Annotated in this window: 13 protein-coding genes and 2 pseudogenes; 9 read left to right on the top strand and 6 right to left on the bottom strand. The window is 56.5% G+C overall.

Features of this window, described 5'->3' with window-relative positions; all coding sequences use genetic code 11:
- Nucleotides 1-253 precede the first annotated feature (253 nt).
- Both KX729_RS33975 and KX729_RS30715 read left to right on the top strand, forming a co-directional pair.
- Nucleotides 254-355, top strand: a pseudogene (locus KX729_RS33975) (transposase domain-containing protein); the annotation flags it as partial.
- Nucleotides 347-1396 (top strand): annotated as a pseudogene (locus KX729_RS30715) (IS3 family transposase); the annotation flags it as partial. The pseudogenes KX729_RS33975 and KX729_RS30715, both read left to right, overlap by 9 nt.
- Nucleotides 1397-1609: 213 nt before the next feature.
- Here the strand turns inward: KX729_RS30715 and KX729_RS30710 are convergent.
- Nucleotides 1610-2512: a nucleotidyltransferase and HEPN domain-containing protein gene (locus KX729_RS30710; RefSeq protein ID WP_219746251.1), complete on the bottom strand. Its 903-nt coding sequence runs from the start codon at nt 2510-2512 to the stop codon at nt 1610-1612.
- 1294 nt (nt 2513-3806) lie between these two features.
- Here KX729_RS30710 and KX729_RS30705 point away from each other — a divergent pair.
- Nucleotides 3807-4715 carry a LysR substrate-binding domain-containing protein gene (locus KX729_RS30705; protein ID WP_219746250.1) on the top strand — a complete coding sequence of 303 codons (909 nt, stop codon included), beginning with the start codon at nt 3807-3809 and terminating at the stop codon, nt 4713-4715.
- Between the two features lie 142 nt (nt 4716-4857).
- Here the strand turns inward: KX729_RS30705 and KX729_RS30700 are convergent, their stop codons facing one another.
- Together KX729_RS30700 and KX729_RS34500 are read right to left on the bottom strand one after the other, a co-directional pair.
- The gene (locus KX729_RS30700) at nt 4858-5142 is read right to left on the bottom strand and encodes a helix-turn-helix transcriptional regulator (protein WP_219746249.1); all 285 of its coding nucleotides are present in this window, start codon (nt 5140-5142) and stop codon (nt 4858-4860) included.
- Between the two features lie 18 nt (nt 5143-5160).
- Complete coding sequence (locus KX729_RS34500; protein ID WP_312992914.1) at nt 5161-6444, bottom strand: type II toxin-antitoxin system HipA family toxin; 1284 nt, start codon at nt 6442-6444, stop codon at nt 5161-5163.
- A gap of 583 nt (nt 6445-7027) precedes the next feature.
- On the opposite strand from KX729_RS34500, the gene KX729_RS30690 reads away from it, so the two are divergent.
- The 6 genes from KX729_RS30690 to KX729_RS30665 all read left to right on the top strand — a co-directional run bounded on the left by KX729_RS30690 (nt 7028) and on the right by KX729_RS30665 (nt 13952).
- On the top strand, nt 7028-8107 hold the full coding sequence (locus tag KX729_RS30690) for an ABC transporter substrate-binding protein (protein ID WP_219746248.1): 1080 nt from the start codon (nt 7028-7030) through the stop codon (nt 8105-8107).
- A gap of 72 nt (nt 8108-8179) precedes the next feature.
- Nucleotides 8180-9280, top strand: a complete 1101-nt coding sequence (locus KX729_RS30685) for an ABC transporter ATP-binding protein (protein WP_219746247.1) — start codon at nt 8180-8182, stop codon at nt 9278-9280.
- A gap of 128 nt (nt 9281-9408) precedes the next feature.
- Complete coding sequence (locus tag KX729_RS30680) at nt 9409-11097, top strand: ABC transporter permease subunit (protein WP_246617987.1); 1689 nt, start codon at nt 9409-9411, stop codon at nt 11095-11097.
- The gene (locus KX729_RS30675; protein WP_219746245.1) at nt 11081-12169 is read left to right on the top strand and encodes a succinylglutamate desuccinylase/aspartoacylase family protein; all 1089 of its coding nucleotides are present in this window, start codon (nt 11081-11083) and stop codon (nt 12167-12169) included. The genes KX729_RS30680 and KX729_RS30675 overlap by 17 nt, the downstream gene beginning before the upstream one ends.
- Nucleotides 12166-13341: a threonine synthase gene (locus KX729_RS30670; RefSeq protein WP_219746244.1), complete on the top strand. Its 1176-nt coding sequence runs from the start codon at nt 12166-12168 to the stop codon at nt 13339-13341. Before KX729_RS30675 ends, KX729_RS30670 begins: the two co-directional genes overlap by 4 nt.
- Nucleotides 13342-13463: 122 nt before the next feature.
- Nucleotides 13464-13952, top strand: coding sequence for a GNAT family N-acetyltransferase (locus KX729_RS30665; protein ID WP_219746243.1), 489 nt, complete (start codon nt 13464-13466; stop codon nt 13950-13952).
- Nucleotides 13953-14033: 81 nt separating this feature from the next.
- Here KX729_RS30665 and KX729_RS30660 read toward each other — a convergent pair whose 3' ends face one another.
- Genes KX729_RS30660 through KX729_RS30650 form a run of 3 tightly spaced genes read right to left on the bottom strand, consistent with a single transcriptional unit; the run spans nt 14034 to nt 17189 of the window.
- Nucleotides 14034-15236, bottom strand: a complete 1203-nt coding sequence (locus KX729_RS30660; protein ID WP_219746242.1) for an ATP-grasp domain-containing protein — start codon at nt 15234-15236, stop codon at nt 14034-14036.
- Between the two features lie 16 nt (nt 15237-15252).
- Complete coding sequence (locus KX729_RS30655) at nt 15253-16284, bottom strand: cysteine synthase family protein (protein WP_219746241.1); 1032 nt, start codon at nt 16282-16284, stop codon at nt 15253-15255.
- A gap of 20 nt (nt 16285-16304) precedes the next feature.
- The gene (locus KX729_RS30650; RefSeq protein ID WP_219746240.1) at nt 16305-17189 is read right to left on the bottom strand and encodes a GHMP family kinase ATP-binding protein; all 885 of its coding nucleotides are present in this window, start codon (nt 17187-17189) and stop codon (nt 16305-16307) included.
- Between the last annotated feature and the right edge of the window lie 145 nt (nt 17190-17334).

Raw genomic sequence — 17334 nt, 5'->3', positions numbered from 1 at the left:
ATCGACATCGCGGATCTCATCGTGGCCAGCGGTCAATGACCGCGCTCACAGGCCGGACATATGACTGCACCGTCCGGAGGTGATTTGCGCTGAAAAACCTTGCCAACCGGGCCGTTCCACATATGAGTCTGAACCCTAAGTTGATCTGGCACAGAGCCTCAAGCATAGGAGACGGACCTTGAACCTAGCAATCCCATATGTTGGTCTGGATGTTCACAAAGACATTTTCGTTGTTACGCATGCAGATAGCTTCAATCGCGGCGCTGACCGTGCCGCCTTCGTGACGACGCTGATCTTGAGTGCCAAGCTCAACGGCATTGATCCGCAGGCGTGGCTTGCCGAACTTATGAAGAAGCAGCGGTTCACGGAAGAGCAGGAGGCTGGAGCGAGAGCGGCTGATCTTTGCCGTAGGCACGGGATTTCCGAGGCGACCTTTCACAACTAAGGCCAAATACGGCGGCATGAAGGTGTCTGAGGCCAAGCGCCTCAAGGCACTGGAGGACGAGAATGCCAAGCTGAAGAAACTGCTTGGCGAAAGACGCTGGATACAGCCGCACTCCGCGAGCGTCTCTCAAAAAAATGGTAGGGCCTGCAGCCAAGCGTGACGCTGTCGCGTACCTGAAGGCAATCATGGGTCTTTTGGACGGCGGGCCTGCGAGATCATATCCGCCGACCGAAAGACAATCCGTTATCGATCCTCTCGACTGCCTGAGGTTGAGTTGCAAGCGAAGCTGCGCGATCTGGCCAAGGAGCGACGACGGTGCGGCTACCGACGGCTGTTCATTCTGCTTCGGCGGGACGGAGAGCTTTCCGGGGTCAATCGCATCTATCGGCTCTAATCGCTAGGAAGGTCTTTCCGTGCGCAAACGGAAAACCAGGCGGCGTGCCGTCGGCACGCGCGCGCCGATCCTCGTCGAAGCGAAGGCCAATGCCCGCTGGTCTCTGGATTTCGTCCACGATCAATTCGCCTACGGCAGGCGCTTCCGCATCCTCGATGTAGTCGACGATGTCACGCGCGAATACGCGAATACGTGGTGGCGATTCCGGACACATCGATATCGGGTCACCGTGTCGCGAGGGAACTGACGACGCTTATCGAGCGACGAGGCAAGCCTGGCGTGATCGTCTCAGACAACGGGACCGGACTGACCTCGAATACCATCCTTGCCTGGTCCAAGGATCACAAGGTCGAGTGGCACTACATCGCGCCGGGAAGACCGTCGCAAAATGGCTATGTCGAGCGTTTCAACTGCCGCATGCGCGACGAGCTGCTCAACGAGAGCCTGTTCTTCAGGCTCGATCATGCCCGTAGCGCCATGCAGAATGGGCCGACGACTATAACAATTCCTGGCCGCGCTCATCGCTCGGATACCAAACCCGGTTAGTCGCAGCCGGATAAACTTCAATAGGTCAGGCCGAAACAAGCGCCACCGAGGTCACTTTTTCTATCGCCAGTTCCGCCGGCGATCAAGATAGTTATCGCTTCAAACAGGATACCTCGTTATCATACGAGACCGTCCGACGTTCCCCGCCGCCTGAGAAGACGGCAACAACCACTGGCTTATTTCGCTGCTTGGCAGCTCGACCTGATCAAGGCGGAGTTCGCTGATTAGCTTTTCAAGGAGCCTATATGTTCCGAGCAGGTTATTTCCACTAGTTTCAGAAGCTCAGCGGCGCGGCAACTCAGCCATACTAGAGCGTCCTCGCCTATTTGATAGTGTCTTGAGTAGCGCGCTTTGACGTACGCCTCATTTAACGTGTTGAACCATGCGCGTTCGCGATGCTGGTCGCGAGGAAATGCACCTGCCAAACGACGGTCGAGCCCTTCCGCCAATGATCGTAAGAATTTCAGATTGTGGGATGGCGGTCCGTAGTTCGTCATTGTCAGAAGAACGCAAGCGTAAGCCTGTTCAAGCGATTGATGCATTAAAAAAGCCGCTTCGTTCAGGTCCTTCTCGGTTAGGCTAAACATTGATACCTTGAGGAACTTCGCTGCAGCGCTGAAACGATGTTCAAAATGGTCCTTTGCAACCCGAAGCTGGTCCTCCGGCGAAAGCAGCCCTGGTTCTGCGAGAGGCTCATCATCAAGCTCGTAGAGGACGATCCCTTCCTTCCGGATATCTGAAAAGAAGTACTGCCCCTCTTTCAAGTAGGCATTCACCTCACGCCTAGAATGAACAATGAAGCTGACGGGCGTCTCGATCGACTTGTCGCGGATCAGTCTGTCGGCGGCTTTGTACCAGTAGCTTGCGAAATCATTTAGCCGTCGATCGTTAACGATAACAAGCAGGTCGAAATCGGATCGGTAGCCCTTCATCGTGAACGGCTCATCGACCCAGCCGCCCTTGGCGTATGAGCCAAACAAGATGATCTTCAGAATCCGCCCGCGCTTCTTGAATTCGGCCGTGCCCTCCTTCAGCGCATCCTCGAATTCTTCGTGCAGGAGTTCCTTCACCCGGTCTAGCTCAAGCTGCTTTCTTGGCGGGATATGGTCGAGTGAGGTTTTCATCATGGCCGGGGGTAAGAGCCTTCTAAATTCTCGTCTAAATTGAATCGTGGCCGCTTGTAGCAATTAGCACCAACTTCGTCCGGCCACAATTAGCAAACCTGGCATTCCAACCGCTGTAGCGTTGGTATTAACGGCGCGGTGTCAGCCGCCGTGAATGATGAGTTTTTTGAAAAACCGCCGATTTCGGCTTTTTATGAAAACGCCCAGACGATGAACGAGATGATGATCGCCCACATTGTCAGCGCTACCGCAAGCACCATTAGGTAATTTTTGAATCGTTTTGTCATGACTCGGAGAGTGCACCCGAACCTGGAATGGTTCACGCTCTCCTAAAGGTGATGGTTGGTCACCTTTTCTCATGACTCGCAAATTACTGCTCCGTTCCAGGAAGTGTCCGAGATTTGTACATTGAGCCTGTGGAAAAACTGTTCCAGCGTGTCCTTTGAACGGTTTTGGAGGTCGCTGTCTTTCAAAAGGTTAACCTGCGCCGGCACCAGTCCTATCGGTTGCATTCATGAGCGTCGTGCCCTCCTCTCCAAGAGTTCTGCCCGCCCGCCAACTGGCCGGTGAAGAACACTCGATGGTCCTCACAGTTGGCAAAATATCAATCTGTAGAATGGGGGCCGTAACCTGTTGACGGGTCAGACGTCCTGGGCGACAAAGAGATTACCGCACGGCTGGGCCTGATATCCTCGGCTTGAAAGAGCCGCGGGTCCCAAAATCTGATCAAAACTGGATTTCCAAGCTTTCTTCGACGTCCATCGCCACTCGTTCGACTGGTGCGCCGTCGCCGAAACAGTTCTGCGCCGCCATTTGAGAAAGACCGGAAACGTGTGATCGAAGTCTTCCTTCTCGCTACGCGTTGCCTGCGGCGCGGCACAGGACAAACGAACTGAGCGCATAGCTTCGCCGTTTAGCGAAGTGGATTCGGTTCTTCATGAGAATTACCTGAAGCGCGCTAACGTGGCCCACGAGAGCACAAGATTGGCGATGGCCATGTGGACGGTCCCGGCTGTTGCTCGGCGCGTTTTCTTCCGGCATAATATATGAGCCACACTCGGCAAGGGACCGCGCGAAGTTACGACCGCGCATCTGACCTATGGTAACGTCCGGTCCGAGATGGCATGTCGCCTTGCCCGCGCCGGACGGTTTCGGGGTTATTGTTGGCTGGCAATATTTGGCAGAGTACCTTCTTCGGCCTTCTCTGGAGCCGTGAGGCTTTCGCTCGGCCTGAAAATTTATGCTTTGTCGCGCACACAATCGATATGAGTCGGCAAACCGCTTGCACGGGTGCCGCATGATGAACCTGAGGCAAATCGAAGTCTTTCGGGCAGTCATGCAGGCAGGCAGCATCACCGCCGGCGCAGAAACCCTCAATCTTTCGCAGCCGGCCGCGAGCCGCCAGATCGAGCGGTTGGAAAAGGTTTCGAAACTCAAGCTTTTCCGGCGGGTCGGGCGAGGCGTCCAGCCAACGCCTGAGGGCCTAGCTTTTTATGAGGAAGTGAAGCGGGCGTTTGTCGGGCTCGAAAATCTGCGGCATATCGCCGACACGATTAGTAATTTCAACACCGGTCAGTTGCGCATTCTAGCAATACCGGCGCTCGGTTTTGGTTTTCTCCCACGTGTCATCAGCCGCTTTTCGCGCTTGTATCCGAATGTCGATGTGTCTCTTCAGGTCAGAAGCGCCGGCGCGGTTCGAAGCGTAGCTGCAACACAGGAATTCGATCTTGGATTCCTGCCAGGTCGTCCGGATGACCACGGGGAGCATCAAACGCATTTCGTAAGCGTGGATGCTGTCTGTATCTTGCCTGCCGGGCACGCCCTGACCGCGAAATCCGAGATCACCGCACAGGATATCGCCGGCTTGCCGTTTGTCGGTTTCGTCAAAGACGACGTCACGCGTCAGCAGATCGATCAGATCTTCGGTGCTCAAGGCCTGGATTTGAACATCCATCTCGAAACCCAGTATGCGGCCACCATCTGCAGTTTCGTCATGAATGGCGCCGGCATCTCCATTGTCAGCCCGTTTGCGGCCGCCGACTTTTCTGGCCACGGTTTGGTCATGCGGCGTTTTCGTCCAGTCGTCCAGATAGACTACGCGATGGCGGCTGCCAGCATGCGGGCGCAATCCGCGGTGACCCAGAAATTTCTCACCTTCTTGGACGAAGAGCGCGATCGCGTCTTGAAGGAGTTTGACGCGATATGAGTTCCCAATCTAGGGTAATATGAGCTCGAAAACGAAGAATCAGATCGACGATATTCAGCTGGAACAATCGGCTGTTATCTCCCTAGCGTTCAATCACGGCGCCAAACTTTCTCGCAATCTCGCCGCTATTCTGCTCGCGCTATCAAGGTTCCCTGATCCGCGGAACAAAGCCAACCGCGAAACCGAATAGCCGCCCGATTTTATCCAGTGTTTCTAACGTTGGATTTGCCGCGCCGGCTTCGATCTCCGCAACTTGTCGTCGGGTTAGGGCAAGCATTTTCGCGAACTCCTCTTGGGTCATGCCGAAACCCTTTCGGATTTCTGCCACCGCAATAGGCAGCCTTAAATCGCCGGTTCGAGCGCGCTCCGCCAGTGTCCGCCGGTTTTCGAGGATCTCCTCTTTCGTAGGCTTCTTCCAACGAGCCATTCAGCTTTCCTCCGACATTCACAGGCACGTCGCCAAAACGCTATCTGCGATTTCCACGCAGCGTCCCATTACGCGTTCAAGAATTTCCGGCGACGCCTCCATTTGGTACGCTATGTCTGGCGCCTGCCGGAGATGTCCTGCAAATCCGCACAGCGCGGCCGCAAGCGCTTTCTGCTTGGTAGGATCAGGCATCACCTCCTTGCAAACGCATTTCCAATCGGGAAGGTGATCTCGACCACCGTCACGCATGATGGCCCAACGGGTGGAGCGTACTATTCCCTCCTTGGCGAGCCGCATGGGCGCGAAATCGAAGAGCGGAGAAAGTCGGATCGTGCCGTCCTCGTGCTTGCTGAGTGCGGAGTTCCAGCCGTGATTGTCGGGATTGCCGAGCGCCAGGTTCGCGATGTCGCGCTTCAGATATTCGACGGTATCCGAGGAGCGATCGGCCGAGTGTTGACGCAAAACGTCGATATAGGCCTCATGTGTGCCAACATGCCCGAAGTCGGCAACGCCGATCGCGGACACAAGACTTTCCTGGCCCAGTCTAACGGTTTCCTCGCCCTCTCCTTTCTTCCGGTCGAAACGGGGAATGATCAGGACGCCTTCGGCATAGGTTGATGGTTCACTAACATTCAAACCAATCTCTTGAGCGATCCGCGAACAGAGGGCTTCGCCTTCCAAAATCACGAGGTCCACAGGCTCGTTGCTGCGTACCAGCTTGACGATGACGTGGCGCACGGCCTCATCATCGGTCACGAAGCTGTCAGGATAATAGAGTCCGTCATTCGCCTGCGTCATGGAGACCTTTGGCCATTCGCCTTGCAGGCCACTTGAGCCCGACGCGAGCAATCCAAATCGGTCGGCCACTTCCATGAAGCGGTCCGAACGGTAACGGATTTCCGCTTCTGTAACTCTACGGCGCTGTACACCGCACAGCCGTTCAGCTTCTGCCTCTGCCGCTTCCTCGATCCGGATGTTTCCAATGCCGCCTGTCGCCGATCTCAGAAGCAGCGGGAGATCAGGAGCGCACGCCTTCCGCAAGGCCGAGGTGATCGGCAAGCTTTCGCCTTGCATGTCCCTGTGGCATGAGATCCAAGAGGAACGGCGGCCAGTTCCGGCTATAACGATTTTCGAGAAACACGGGATATCGGATAGATAAGGCGCGATGGTCACGGACTGTTTTTCCAGCGGCAAATGCACCGATACGACCCTGACGAAATAATCGAGATCGTAATCGACGATCAACGCACCCTGGAAGCCGGCCGCATCGTCATTGAGTTCTAGCGTTGCGACGTCATCCACTCACCCTTAAAATGTGTTTGGAGCGTCAGGCGCATTAAATGACCCGTTTAATGGCTCAAATACTGCATTTCTTCAATTTTTTATTCAACCCATCAAATTGGGTCTAATAACTTTCGTCGGAGCTGTTTTGCCCGAAACGGCGATCGAAACATCTGGTTCGGCTAACGATTTTTCGGCCTATCACGGCGCTAACCGCAGGCGAAAATCCTCGGCGACAAGCTCCATAGCGGATTGCCGACTGATTAACGCCGTTTCCAACGAACGGGTATCGACTATACCCGGTTCACTCCCATCGATCGCCTTTAGGCGGTGGGTAAACAGTGTTTTTCAGCCCGGGCTGACTATTCTCACATTACATCCTTGCATGAATTGCCTCCTTCTTTCGATTGGACGCACGGCCGTCCGTAGGGCCAACATCGTGCTGTCCAACGGGCTGAACAAAATTCCTCCAGGCCACATCGTCGCGAACCTGCGGGTTTGACCCGCGATAAAGCGGCGCGGCTTCGGGGGGTGTTCATCGGCAGTCAGATCACAATCATGCCGACCGTTGGACACACAGGACTTCAACGAAAAGGGGAACGGAATGCGCGGGGAAATGCAGTACACGGGGACGACGATCGGTCGCCGGACATTCGTGACCATGTCGGGTGCGGCACTGGCCGCCCCCTATATCCGGCCTGCTTCGGCCAAAGGCCGCACACTCACGATCCGCGATCCGGGCGGACCGGTCGGCGAAGCCTATAAAAAGGCGTTCTTCGAGCCTTTCGCAAAGGCTGCCGGCGTCGATGTTGTCGGCGTGCAATCGTCTCACGGTCCAACCGGCGAAATCAAGGCGATGGTCGATGCGGGCAATTACGCCTGGGACGGCGCGCTTCTCGATATGAGCGACGTCGTCATTCTCACGGACCACAAATACCTTGAAAAGGTCACCGGCAATGGCAAGCTCGGGCCGCACGCCTCTCAAATTCCCGCCGATCTTCGCAATGACTTCCTGATTGGCGCGATGGGCTATTCGACCGTTCTTGCGTATCGCCAGGACACGATGGGAAAACGCCCCCCCACGGGGTTTGCCGATTTCTGGAATCCAAAGGCAATCCCCGGTTCGCGTTCGCTGCGCAAGCACCCAAGCGGCACGCTCGAGCCAGCGCTTCTGGCCGACGGCGTCTCGAAGAATAGTCTCTACCCTCTTGACCTCGACCGCGCGTTCAGAAGCCTCGACAGGATTAAAAACGATATCGCAGTCTGGTGGACCGGCGGCGCGCAAACTTCACAGATGCTGAAGACGGGAGAAGTCGACTGCCTGATCACCTGGAATTCTCGCGCCCAGGTCGCGATCGACGACGGCGCCCCAGTCCAGATCGTCTGGAAGGATGCGATGTTTTCCTTCGCAGGCTTCGCGATCCTGCGCGGCGGTCCAAATGTCGAACTGATGCGCGACTTCATTGAGTTCTCTTCGTCCGGTGAGCGTCAGGCCGAGTTCGTCAAGCACTCCACCAGCGGGCCTTGCAATCCGAAGGCCTTCGACTTCATCGAACCCAAGCTCGCCGGTATTTTGCCGACAAACCCGGCCTATCTCGCCGATATGTTCGTGATGGATGCTGCCTGGTGGGGCGCCAACAATGCGATGGCGCAGGAGCGGTACGAGAACTGGCTGCTCGGTTGATTAGAACCGCGGAAGTGGCAGCGACCCTCAGCGCGGTCCTGCCATCTCCTCGACGCATGGGAGGATTTCAAATTGAACGAACGTAAGAACAAGCTGGCAATCCGCGGCTTAAGCAAACGATATGGGGCGGCCGTCGCGCTCGATCATGTCAACCTCGACATGATTGACGGCGAATTTCTGACGATGCTAGGACCCTCGGGATCCGGAAAGACAACGCTTCTCTGGTCCGTCGCGGGCCTCAACAATCCGGACGAAGGCAAGATCTGGATCGACGGACAGGAGGCCACTCACCGTCCAGCATGTGGCCGCGATATCGGCATGGTGTTTCAAAACTACGCGCTTTTCCCCCATATGACGGTCGCCCAGAACATCTCGTTTCCTCTTGAGATGCGCAAAGTCCCGGCCATGGATCGCAAGACAGCGATCCGGCAGGCGCTCGCGATGGTAAAGCTCGAGCATGTCGCAGAGCGCTATTGTAATCAGCTGTCCGGCGGGCAGCAACAGCGCATTGCGCTCGCCAGGGCTTTCGTCGCCAACCCGTCGATCGTCCTGATGGATGAACCGCTCGGTGCACTCGATAAAAAGCTCAGGGATCATCTGCAATTCGAAATCAAAAGGCTGCATGCCGAACTCGGAATGACGGTTCTTTATGTGACGCACGACCAGGAAGAGGCGATGGTGATGTCCGATCGCATCTGCCTGATGAACCGTGGGCAAATCGAACAGATCGGCACACCGCAGGAGCTTTATTTCCAGCCCAAGACGCTGTTCGCCGCAGATTTCCTGGGAGAGTCGAACCTTATCGCAGGTACGATCGTCGGCGAGGAGAATGACTGTCTCACGCTTGAATTGCCGGGGATCGGCACTGTCCGGGTCCGCAGCGGCAACACACCTGTGTCCGGTTCAGACATCGTGCATTTTACGCGGCCCGAATCCCTTTCCGTCCTTCTGGACGCGGATTTACGAGACAATCGCGTACGTGGTCAGGTGAAGGAAGTGTTTGTCTCTGGAGCCATCACGAAACTTTTCGTCGATGTCGGCGGCGCCTCGGCTCTCCGCGTCTCACAACTCACGGATTATTCCCGCTGCGTCCGCAAGGGCGATATCGTCACGATTGGCTGGGCCGACAATGTCGGCAACGTTTTCTCCGGCAAACAGCGGGAGGCGGCGTGATGGCCAGAATTGATACCATCCTTCAGACCACGCCGATCCGCAACGTGTGGCCGAAATGGAATAGGCTCCACTGGCAGACGGCGCCCGTCGCGATCTTCCTGTTTTCGCTGTTCGTCATTCCCGTGATCATGTTGCTCGGCATGAGCTTCTTGGGCGACACCGCCCTGCCGAGCCTGACGCATTATCAACGGCTGATCGAGGTTCCGCTTTATGGCAAGGTTCTCGTGACAACGCTTAAAGTGGCGTTCTACACGACGCTCCTTTGTGTCATTGGCGCCTACCCCGTAGCCTATTTGCTTGCGACGTCGCGGCGCTCGACGCGAAACTGGCTCATCATCCTCGTGCTCATGCCGTTCTGGACAAGCTTTCTGGTACGCACGTTCGCGTGGATCGTGCTTCTGGGACGAAAGGGCGCCGTCAACCAGATGCTCCTGGCCATCGGCATCATCGATGTGCCGCTGCAGCTCATTTACAATTTTGCCGGCGTGATGATTGGAATGACGCATGCGCTGATGCCGCTTGCGACTTTGACGCTTCTAGCCGTGATGGAGAATATCGATCCGAATCTGTCGAGAGCAGGCGCGACGATGGGCGCCAAGACTGGAACACGCTTCTGGCGGATCTATTTCCCGCTGACAATGCCCGGCGTTGCATCCGCGGCACTGCTTGTGTTCATCACATCGCTCGGCTTCTTCATTACGCCTGCGTTGTTAGGCGGGCCGCAGGACACGATGATCGTCCAGCTCATCATTTTTCAGATCCGTGAAGCCCTGAACTGGCAGTTTGCTGGCGCGATCGGGGTATTGCTGGTCATGACATTCATGGTGATCTTTTACATCTATGATCAGGTCTTTGGTCTCTCACTAGCGGGTGGTGGAGGCACAGCTGAAAACGCAAACAAGAGCTCGTTTATCCGCAAGGTTGCGGTGTCGGTCGGCAATGTCGTGATCCGAGCACTTGCTCGACTGACGGATGCGATGATCTCGATGCTCTGTCTGATAAAGCCTGCGACACACCGTGCGAAAACGTCATCGCGTGGCGGTCTTCATGTCGTCTGCACCCTGATACTCGCTTTCCTGGCCCTCCCGACGCTCTTCGTCGTCCCGGTATCGTTTACCTCGGAAGCGTTCCTGACCTGGCCGCCGCGTTTGTTTTCCCTCCAATGGTACGATCTTGTTTTTGACTCGCCAATCTGGCTTGCTGCGGCCGCGAGATCTTTGGTTGTTGCAACGACCACGGCGGCTCTGGCGATGGTCATCGCGATGCCTTGCGCTTTTGCGCTGGCCCGCGATCAGTTCGCCGGAAAACAGGCGCTGTTCGGTTTGGTCGTCGCACCAATGATCGTGCCGAACATCTTCATTGCCGTGGGCCTGTTCTTCCTGTTTTCCCGGATCGGGATCACCGGAACGACGTTTGCGGTTGTCCTCGGTCACACCGTCATCGTCATTCCCTATGTCATCGTCACGATCCTTGCCGTCATCAAGGGCTACGACCGCAATCTCGATTATGCTGCCGCGACGATGGGCGCGAGCTGCACGGTAACGCTTCGACGCGTGACGTTTCCGTTGATCCGGTCCGGCCTCATCGCATCGTTCATGTTCGCATTTATCATCTCGTTCGATGAGTTGACGATCTCCCTTTTTGTGACCGGCGGTCGCCTCACCACGCTGCCCAAGCTCATGTATGAGGACGCCCTGCTCTCCGTCAGCCCGCGCCTGGCCGCCGTTGCAAGCCTGCTGCTGGTGCTGATGAGCATCCTTATCGTAATTTCCGAATTGACCCGACGAAAAGGAGGTTACCGTGCGTTCGACCAGTAACCAGCTAAAGACACGCGATCGACTGGCGGATCTCGGAGATAATCGCCATGAACAACATGCCATTTCCGTCGAGACGCCAATCGTGACCACGATAGATCTCGATCGCGACGGACGGCAGGACGGCGCGCTTCATCTTTATCATTCCGGCGAGACCAATGGCTATGGCTACATCCCGATACCGGTGATCTCGATCAAGAATGGTGACGGTCCAACCGCACTTCTGATCGGCGGCAACCACGGCAACGAATATGAGGGGATTGTCGCCCTGATGACGCTGGCGCGAGAGATTGAGCCACAGCAGATCCGGGGCCATCTCATCATCCTGCCATGCCTCAATCTTCCGGCGGTTTTGGCCGGCACGCGATCATCTCCGTTGGATGGAGGCAATCTCAATCGCTGTTTCCCTGGAAACGCGCTTGGCGGCCCGACACAGATCATTGCTCATTATGTCAGTACGCGGCTCTTGCCACGGGCCGATCTCGTCATCGACCTGCACGCGGGCGGGCGTTCATCAACCTTCATCCCCTGTGCCATCGTCAGAGAGGGAAAGAACGGTGAAGAGCGGGACATGGCACGTCGTCTCGCCGAATGGTTTGCTGCACCGATCAGTTATGTCAGCAATGGCCAAGGCGGCGGCGGCAGGCTCACCTTGTCGGGCGAGTGTACAGTGCAGTCGGTCCCGTGCCTGACCGCAGAACTCGGCGGCAGCGAAACCTTGTGCCGCCGCGGCCTGCAGGTCGCAAGCGACGGGGTTATGCGTGTGTTGAAACATACGGGCATATTGCCGGTGGCGGATCCGCCCGCGGCCACCGCCACCCGTTGGATGCAGAAAACATCCGGCAGCCGCCTCCATGCTATGGAAGAGGGGATATTCGAGCCTCGCATCGAGCTCGGGGAGTTCGTTCGTAGCGGACAGCTCGCAGGGCTGCTGCATTTTCCGGAAGCGCCCCTGCGCACCCCAGCGGAAGTCTATTTCTCAACGTCCGGCTGCGTGGTGTCACGGCATGTGCCAGCTCTCGTCAAGAGAGGCGATGAGCTGTGCTCGTGCCTGAGTGAGGCCGAGTCGAGATGATAACACCATCCCCAGGAATTGAATGCAGCGACGCCGTTACGATCAGAAAAACGAACCCTGCTTTGTCTGGATTACGTTGCATCCGATGCCAACGCTTTTGGCCGATCGACGACTATTTCTGTGGTTGCCCGGACTGCTTTAAGGAAGGATATCCAGCCAGCGTTGCACCGGATTTTGAATACTTCCCGCCGGTTCTCAAGCCCGAGAACTTGTCGGACTGGCTCGCTTATCCTGGCCAGCCGCTGCTTGGTGAAGGCAATACACCCATTATCGACCTGCCGCAGCTCGCGGCGTCCATGGGCGTCGGACGTTTATGGGTCAAAAACGAGGGGGCCAACCCAACGGGATCGCACAAGGACCGTATGAGCGCGGCGTTTATTCGCCGGGCCCAGGATGTCGGCGCTCGCAAAGTGGCTGTAGCATCCAGCGGCAATGCGGGCGTCTCGGTCGCGGCCTATGCTGCTAGAGCCGGGATTGCTTGTGTTGTCGTAACGACTGCGGGCATGTCGAAAGGGTTGGTGCAGGCAATCGAAGCGCATGGCTCAGAAATCATCACTGTCACAAACTCCGCCGCTCGTTGGGAACTGATCTCAGACCGATCGCAATCTGGCGAATGGTATCCGGCGACGAATTTTACGCTTCCCGCAGTAGGTAGCAATGCGTTCGGCGTTGATGGCTATCGCACGGTCGCGTTCGAACTCTTCCTGAGCTTGGGCCCGAACCCGCCAACTGATATTCTTGTGCCCACATCACGTGCAGACCTTTTATGGGGGATCGTCAAAGGTTACCTCGATCTGCGTACCGCGGGTCTCATTACCGAACTGCCGCATATCCACGCAATCGAGCCATTTCCCCGGCTGTCCCGCGTGCTTGACGGTGAAGACTATATCGGCCACTTCGACGGTCAATCTCCGATCAAATCGCTCGGGGGCACGACCGTTACCTACCAGGGAGTCAAGGCGCTGCTCCAGGGGCGCGGTTGCGTGGCGACCCCGCCAACGGAGCTTACGATCGAGGCGCGATGTATCCTGTCACGGGTTGGATTATATGTTGAAAGTGCAAGCGCGATTGTCCTCTCCGGGCTTGGGTTGTTGCGTCAGGCGTCCGTTATAGCAGACGATGCCTCTGTCGTTCTTGTGATGACATCGCATGGTTATAAAGAGGGACTTTGACCGCTGGTCTGTGGTCCTCGTCAAATGTACGGGCATTTGGCTTAATTCATCAGACTTCATAAGAATTCACACTCACCTGGCTGGCCCCTCTATACGATGAGCTGGAAACAGGGGCGCAAGCAATGAGAATTCGGAAGATCGAAAGAGCTGACTTCGCCGAAGTTCTCACGCTGATGAGACGACACGCCGAAATCGAGAATTATGCAGATATATTTGCGGTCGACGAACATAGCTTTGGGCACCCGGGTCGAGAGCGCAGTTCATCCGGTTTCGAAGTACTAGTCGCTGAGGCAGCCGATGGAGCGGTGGTTGGCTACGCCCTCTATCTCATTCTGGGATTTTCCTTTCGACAACTCCCTCTCCTTTATCTGAACGATTTGATGGTCGATGAGCGGCAACGCCGCCACGGAATAGCCCGGCAATTATTTGAGCAGGTCTGTCGGGAAGCGAAAAACCACGGGTGTTTCCGCGTCAAATGGGGGGTGTCCGGCACGAACGATCAGGCGATCGCTTTTTATGAGGCGATGGGCGCCACACGAGAGGTCAACAAGCTCTATTTCACTCTGGATGAGGCCAGCTTTCCCGCCGATGACCAAGGAGCGCGCGCCTGAAGGAGGCGCCTTGCACGAGAATTTCCAGGTCCAGGTTGATAACCAACATCCCGACAGATGCTGCAGTTTGGGGCGATGCGCCTACACAGCGGCACGCTCGATACGATATCCAAGATGCGTCAATGCCGCCGCCAAACTGACCTCGACGTGATGCTCGGTATCACCTGCGACAATGACATGCCCGATGCGATCTCGATAGTCGCCCCGCCATCGAAGTTGTGACCCTTCGCCGACATAAAGCTCCACCTCTGACACATCGGTTATGCGCTTGACCTGATCCACATTTGCTTGCCACCGAACTGTGCCCCCAGAATCCGGCGTCAGGAAACGTATCGACGCGTGCCGGGTCGAGCGAACATGTAGATCGATCCCATGGCCTGTTACGAGCCTGATCACTTCCGACACCACATCTATGCCGGTCGCAAGGCGCACGAGCTCGGGAATCATGTCTCCCCCCATCCTTGGATTCACCTCAATGATGGCCGGGCCTTTGTTCGTTAAACGAAGCTCAGTATGCGCCGGGCCGAAGTCGAGCCTCAATGCAGCAAGTGCTCTTAAAACTGTGTCATTGATGGATGCGGCAACCTGGTGCGGCAAGATCGCTGGAAAGTCATGTCCCACCTCGACAAAATAGGGCAAACCGCCCAGGTGCTTTCTGGTAATACCAAGCACATGATCCCCGATCGTTTCGATCGAAAATTCCGGCCCCTCGAGGAATTCCTCGATTAACACGCCCTCCGGGCCTGCCAAACGGAACAGCGTTCCAAGATGGTTTTCCAGCTCGCTCTTCGAGCCGCAAAGCCTTACACCCGTGCTTCCACTGCCGATGGCCGGTTTGGCGATGAGTGGGAAACCAATAGCAGATGACGCGGCCAGTCCTTCCGACACGCTCGTTACCAGCTCATATTGAGGGCAGATCTGTCCTGAAGATCGTAACGTTTCGCGTTGTATGAACTTGTTCTGGCAAGCCTCGATCGCACGCGGATCGCCGCCTGGCAAGCGGTAGCGACGGCTGAGCTCGGCGGCAGCGGCGGCATAGACACCGGCTGTCGCCAGAATCCCGGCGATCGGGGCGTCGCGTTGCAGACGAGCAATCGTTGAGGCAATGTTTTCGATATTGGACGTATCGGTCAACACGGCATCAAGCTTTTCTCCTGAAAGGTTGGGGTAGCGACCGTCGCTCGCCGTCAGCAACACAGGCGTGAATCCGAGGCCACGCGCAGCTCGAACAAAAAGATGACCGCTTGTGCTGCTCTCAAGAAGAACCAGAATTTTTCTCGCCATGTGTTTCACTCCCTTGCTAAAGCGACTGCGCGATGACGTCGGAACGAGGTCGTCGCCCCCATTCCAGGCGTGTCCATTGCGCCAGGTCGGCGTGAGGGTTCGTGATGGTGACCGGCCGATCAGAACACACGCTGCGCCACCTGGGGACTTTCGAGTTCAGCCAGTCGTCATCATAGGCACTGTCTGCATATCGATGTCCCTCATCCGGCATCAAAATCACAACTGTCTTGTCGTCGTTGTGAGCGGCCCACCATGACGCGACCTTGTGAGCCGCCGCGCTGGTTGGCCCCATGAACAGCCCCGTTTGGCTGTGCAACTGGCGCGTTGCTTGAAAAATTTCGGCTGCAGACAACCAGTGAACTTCGTCGATCAAGGTGTGATCGACGTTGGAGGGAATGACGCTACCACCCAATCCCCTGACCAGGCGGGGTGCATCTGGCTGCCCGAAAAGGACGCTGTTGATGGTATCGACGCCGATAACGACCATGTCCGGGAACAGCAGCCGCAGGTAAGATGCCGTGCCGCAGAGCGAACCGCCCGAACCGACCGTTCCTACAAGGCAGTCTATCTGGCCGATGCGATCGACAAGTTTTGCAGCGACAGAGCCATAAGCGCGCGGATTATCCGGATTGTCATATTGACGAGGCCAAAAGTGCGAAGGACTTTGAGCTAGGATCTCATTAAGGCGATCCAGTCGTGCCTTCTGTAGACCGCCATGCGGATGTGCTTGGGTAACAATCTCGACCTCCGCGCCGAGCTCGACCAGCCGTCGTTTCAGTGTTGGCTCGAGCGCCCAATCGCTTACAATTGTCAGGCGATTTTCCATTCTCGCAGTGATCATTGCCAGAGCGAGGGCGAACGTGCCTGAAGACGTCTCGCAGATGTGGGTCCCTTCGCATATGTCGCCACGCTCTAGCGCCCGCTCAAGGATATATCTCGCGGGAAGCAGCTTCATCAAAAAGAATGCCGCCGCATAGAGGTTAGGCCCCAGCGGTACGACCCGGGGCATTTCGAATTCGGCAAGGTAGCGTGTTTGGAGATTTGTCATGTTATCCTCACGACGGGCCGCTATGCAGCAAATGTTGTGAAAGAAAATTTCGCCTGTTCGAGCGCTGCGGCCGCCCGCTCAATGGACACGTCGCGGTTAGGGCTGAGATGATCGAACATCATTCCGACCAACGTGCCGCTGTGAGCGACCTGAAGCCCGATTGCCCCAGATGCCGCAGCAATCTTTTCGAGTTCGTCGAGCCGCGGCTTTGCGAGAAAACGCTGGTTTATCCGGGCGCTCGCAGTGGCGACTTTCCCCACCAGCCCGGCGTCGCCTTGCCGGACAGCCCGCCGAAGCAGGCTGCGCAAGGGCTTAAATGCTTCGACCTCAAATTCGTTGTAGAGCGCTGGCTCGAAATCAAGTGTCGAAACGGTGGCGCTCGGCTCGCAGTCAACGCTGATGATATCGATCTTCGGCAGCGCCCGGTCGAAGGCCTCAAGCACGATCCCGCCCCTTTGAGCGAAAAGCACAGCCACTTGGCTGAAAAGCGTGGAATCACATGCTGTCTCGGCCTCGACGGCAACATGCATGATTTCTTCCATGGACCACGCAACATCGAAACGATCTAGTATTGCTTGGATCGTAGCGAGGACGTCGGCCGTAGAGGAACCCATCCCTCGACCGATGGGTATCGTTGACGAAATTTCGACATTCCCACCCTGGTCTTGGCGGCTGATTTGTCTGAGCGTCAATGCCGCCGCGCGGCGGGCCTTTTCTTTTGTGCCGGGCGAGATCGTCACAGCATGGCTTGAGTTCGGAACGAAGATGGCGTGCGTCTGAAGGTGGCGGCAAGGAAATGTGACCAGACCCCGATAGCGCTGGAAACAGGCATCGTCGAACACACCTTGCAAGACTTCTCCATGGTGAGCGTGCGCCTGGCCGGTCCCGTGCCTTTTTTGCGTCATCGCATTTACCTTCTCGTTGCCGAAAACTCCGGGATGCTGCGCGCATGACGCAAGAAGGTCGATATACGTATCGTGATTTAGTACAATTTAATGTTCCATAAATTCACATGTCCTCGTCCCTCCTGGTTCAGTGATTGACTCGCAA

The organism is Neorhizobium populisoli, assembly GCF_019430945.1.
Taxonomy (GTDB): Bacteria; Pseudomonadota; Alphaproteobacteria; order Rhizobiales; family Rhizobiaceae; genus Neorhizobium; species Neorhizobium populisoli.
Note: the sequence above shows the minus strand (reverse complement) of the source record. Positions and strands in the feature narration are given on the sequence as shown.

Coding starts and splice junctions, on each gene's coding strand:
- KX729_RS30710 (WP_219746251.1), bottom strand. CDS start 2,512: ATGATGAAAACCTCACTCGACCATATCCCGCCAAGAAAGCAGCTTGAG.
- KX729_RS30705 (WP_219746250.1), top strand. CDS start 3,807: ATGATGAACCTGAGGCAAATCGAAGTCTTTCGGGCAGTCATGCAGGCA.
- KX729_RS30700 (WP_219746249.1), bottom strand. CDS start 5,142: ATGGCTCGTTGGAAGAAGCCTACGAAAGAGGAGATCCTCGAAAACCGG.
- KX729_RS30690 (WP_219746248.1), top strand. CDS start 7,028: ATGCGCGGGGAAATGCAGTACACGGGGACGACGATCGGTCGCCGGACA.
- KX729_RS30680 (WP_246617987.1), top strand. CDS start 9,409: ATGTTGCTCGGCATGAGCTTCTTGGGCGACACCGCCCTGCCGAGCCTG.
- KX729_RS30670 (WP_219746244.1), top strand. CDS start 12,166: ATGATAACACCATCCCCAGGAATTGAATGCAGCGACGCCGTTACGATC.
- KX729_RS30665 (WP_219746243.1), top strand. CDS start 13,464: ATGAGAATTCGGAAGATCGAAAGAGCTGACTTCGCCGAAGTTCTCACG.
- KX729_RS30660 (WP_219746242.1), bottom strand. CDS start 15,236: ATGGCGAGAAAAATTCTGGTTCTTCTTGAGAGCAGCACAAGCGGTCAT.
- KX729_RS30655 (WP_219746241.1), bottom strand. CDS start 16,284: ATGACAAATCTCCAAACACGCTACCTTGCCGAATTCGAAATGCCCCGG.
- KX729_RS30650 (WP_219746240.1), bottom strand. CDS start 17,189: ATGACGCAAAAAAGGCACGGGACCGGCCAGGCGCACGCTCACCATGGA.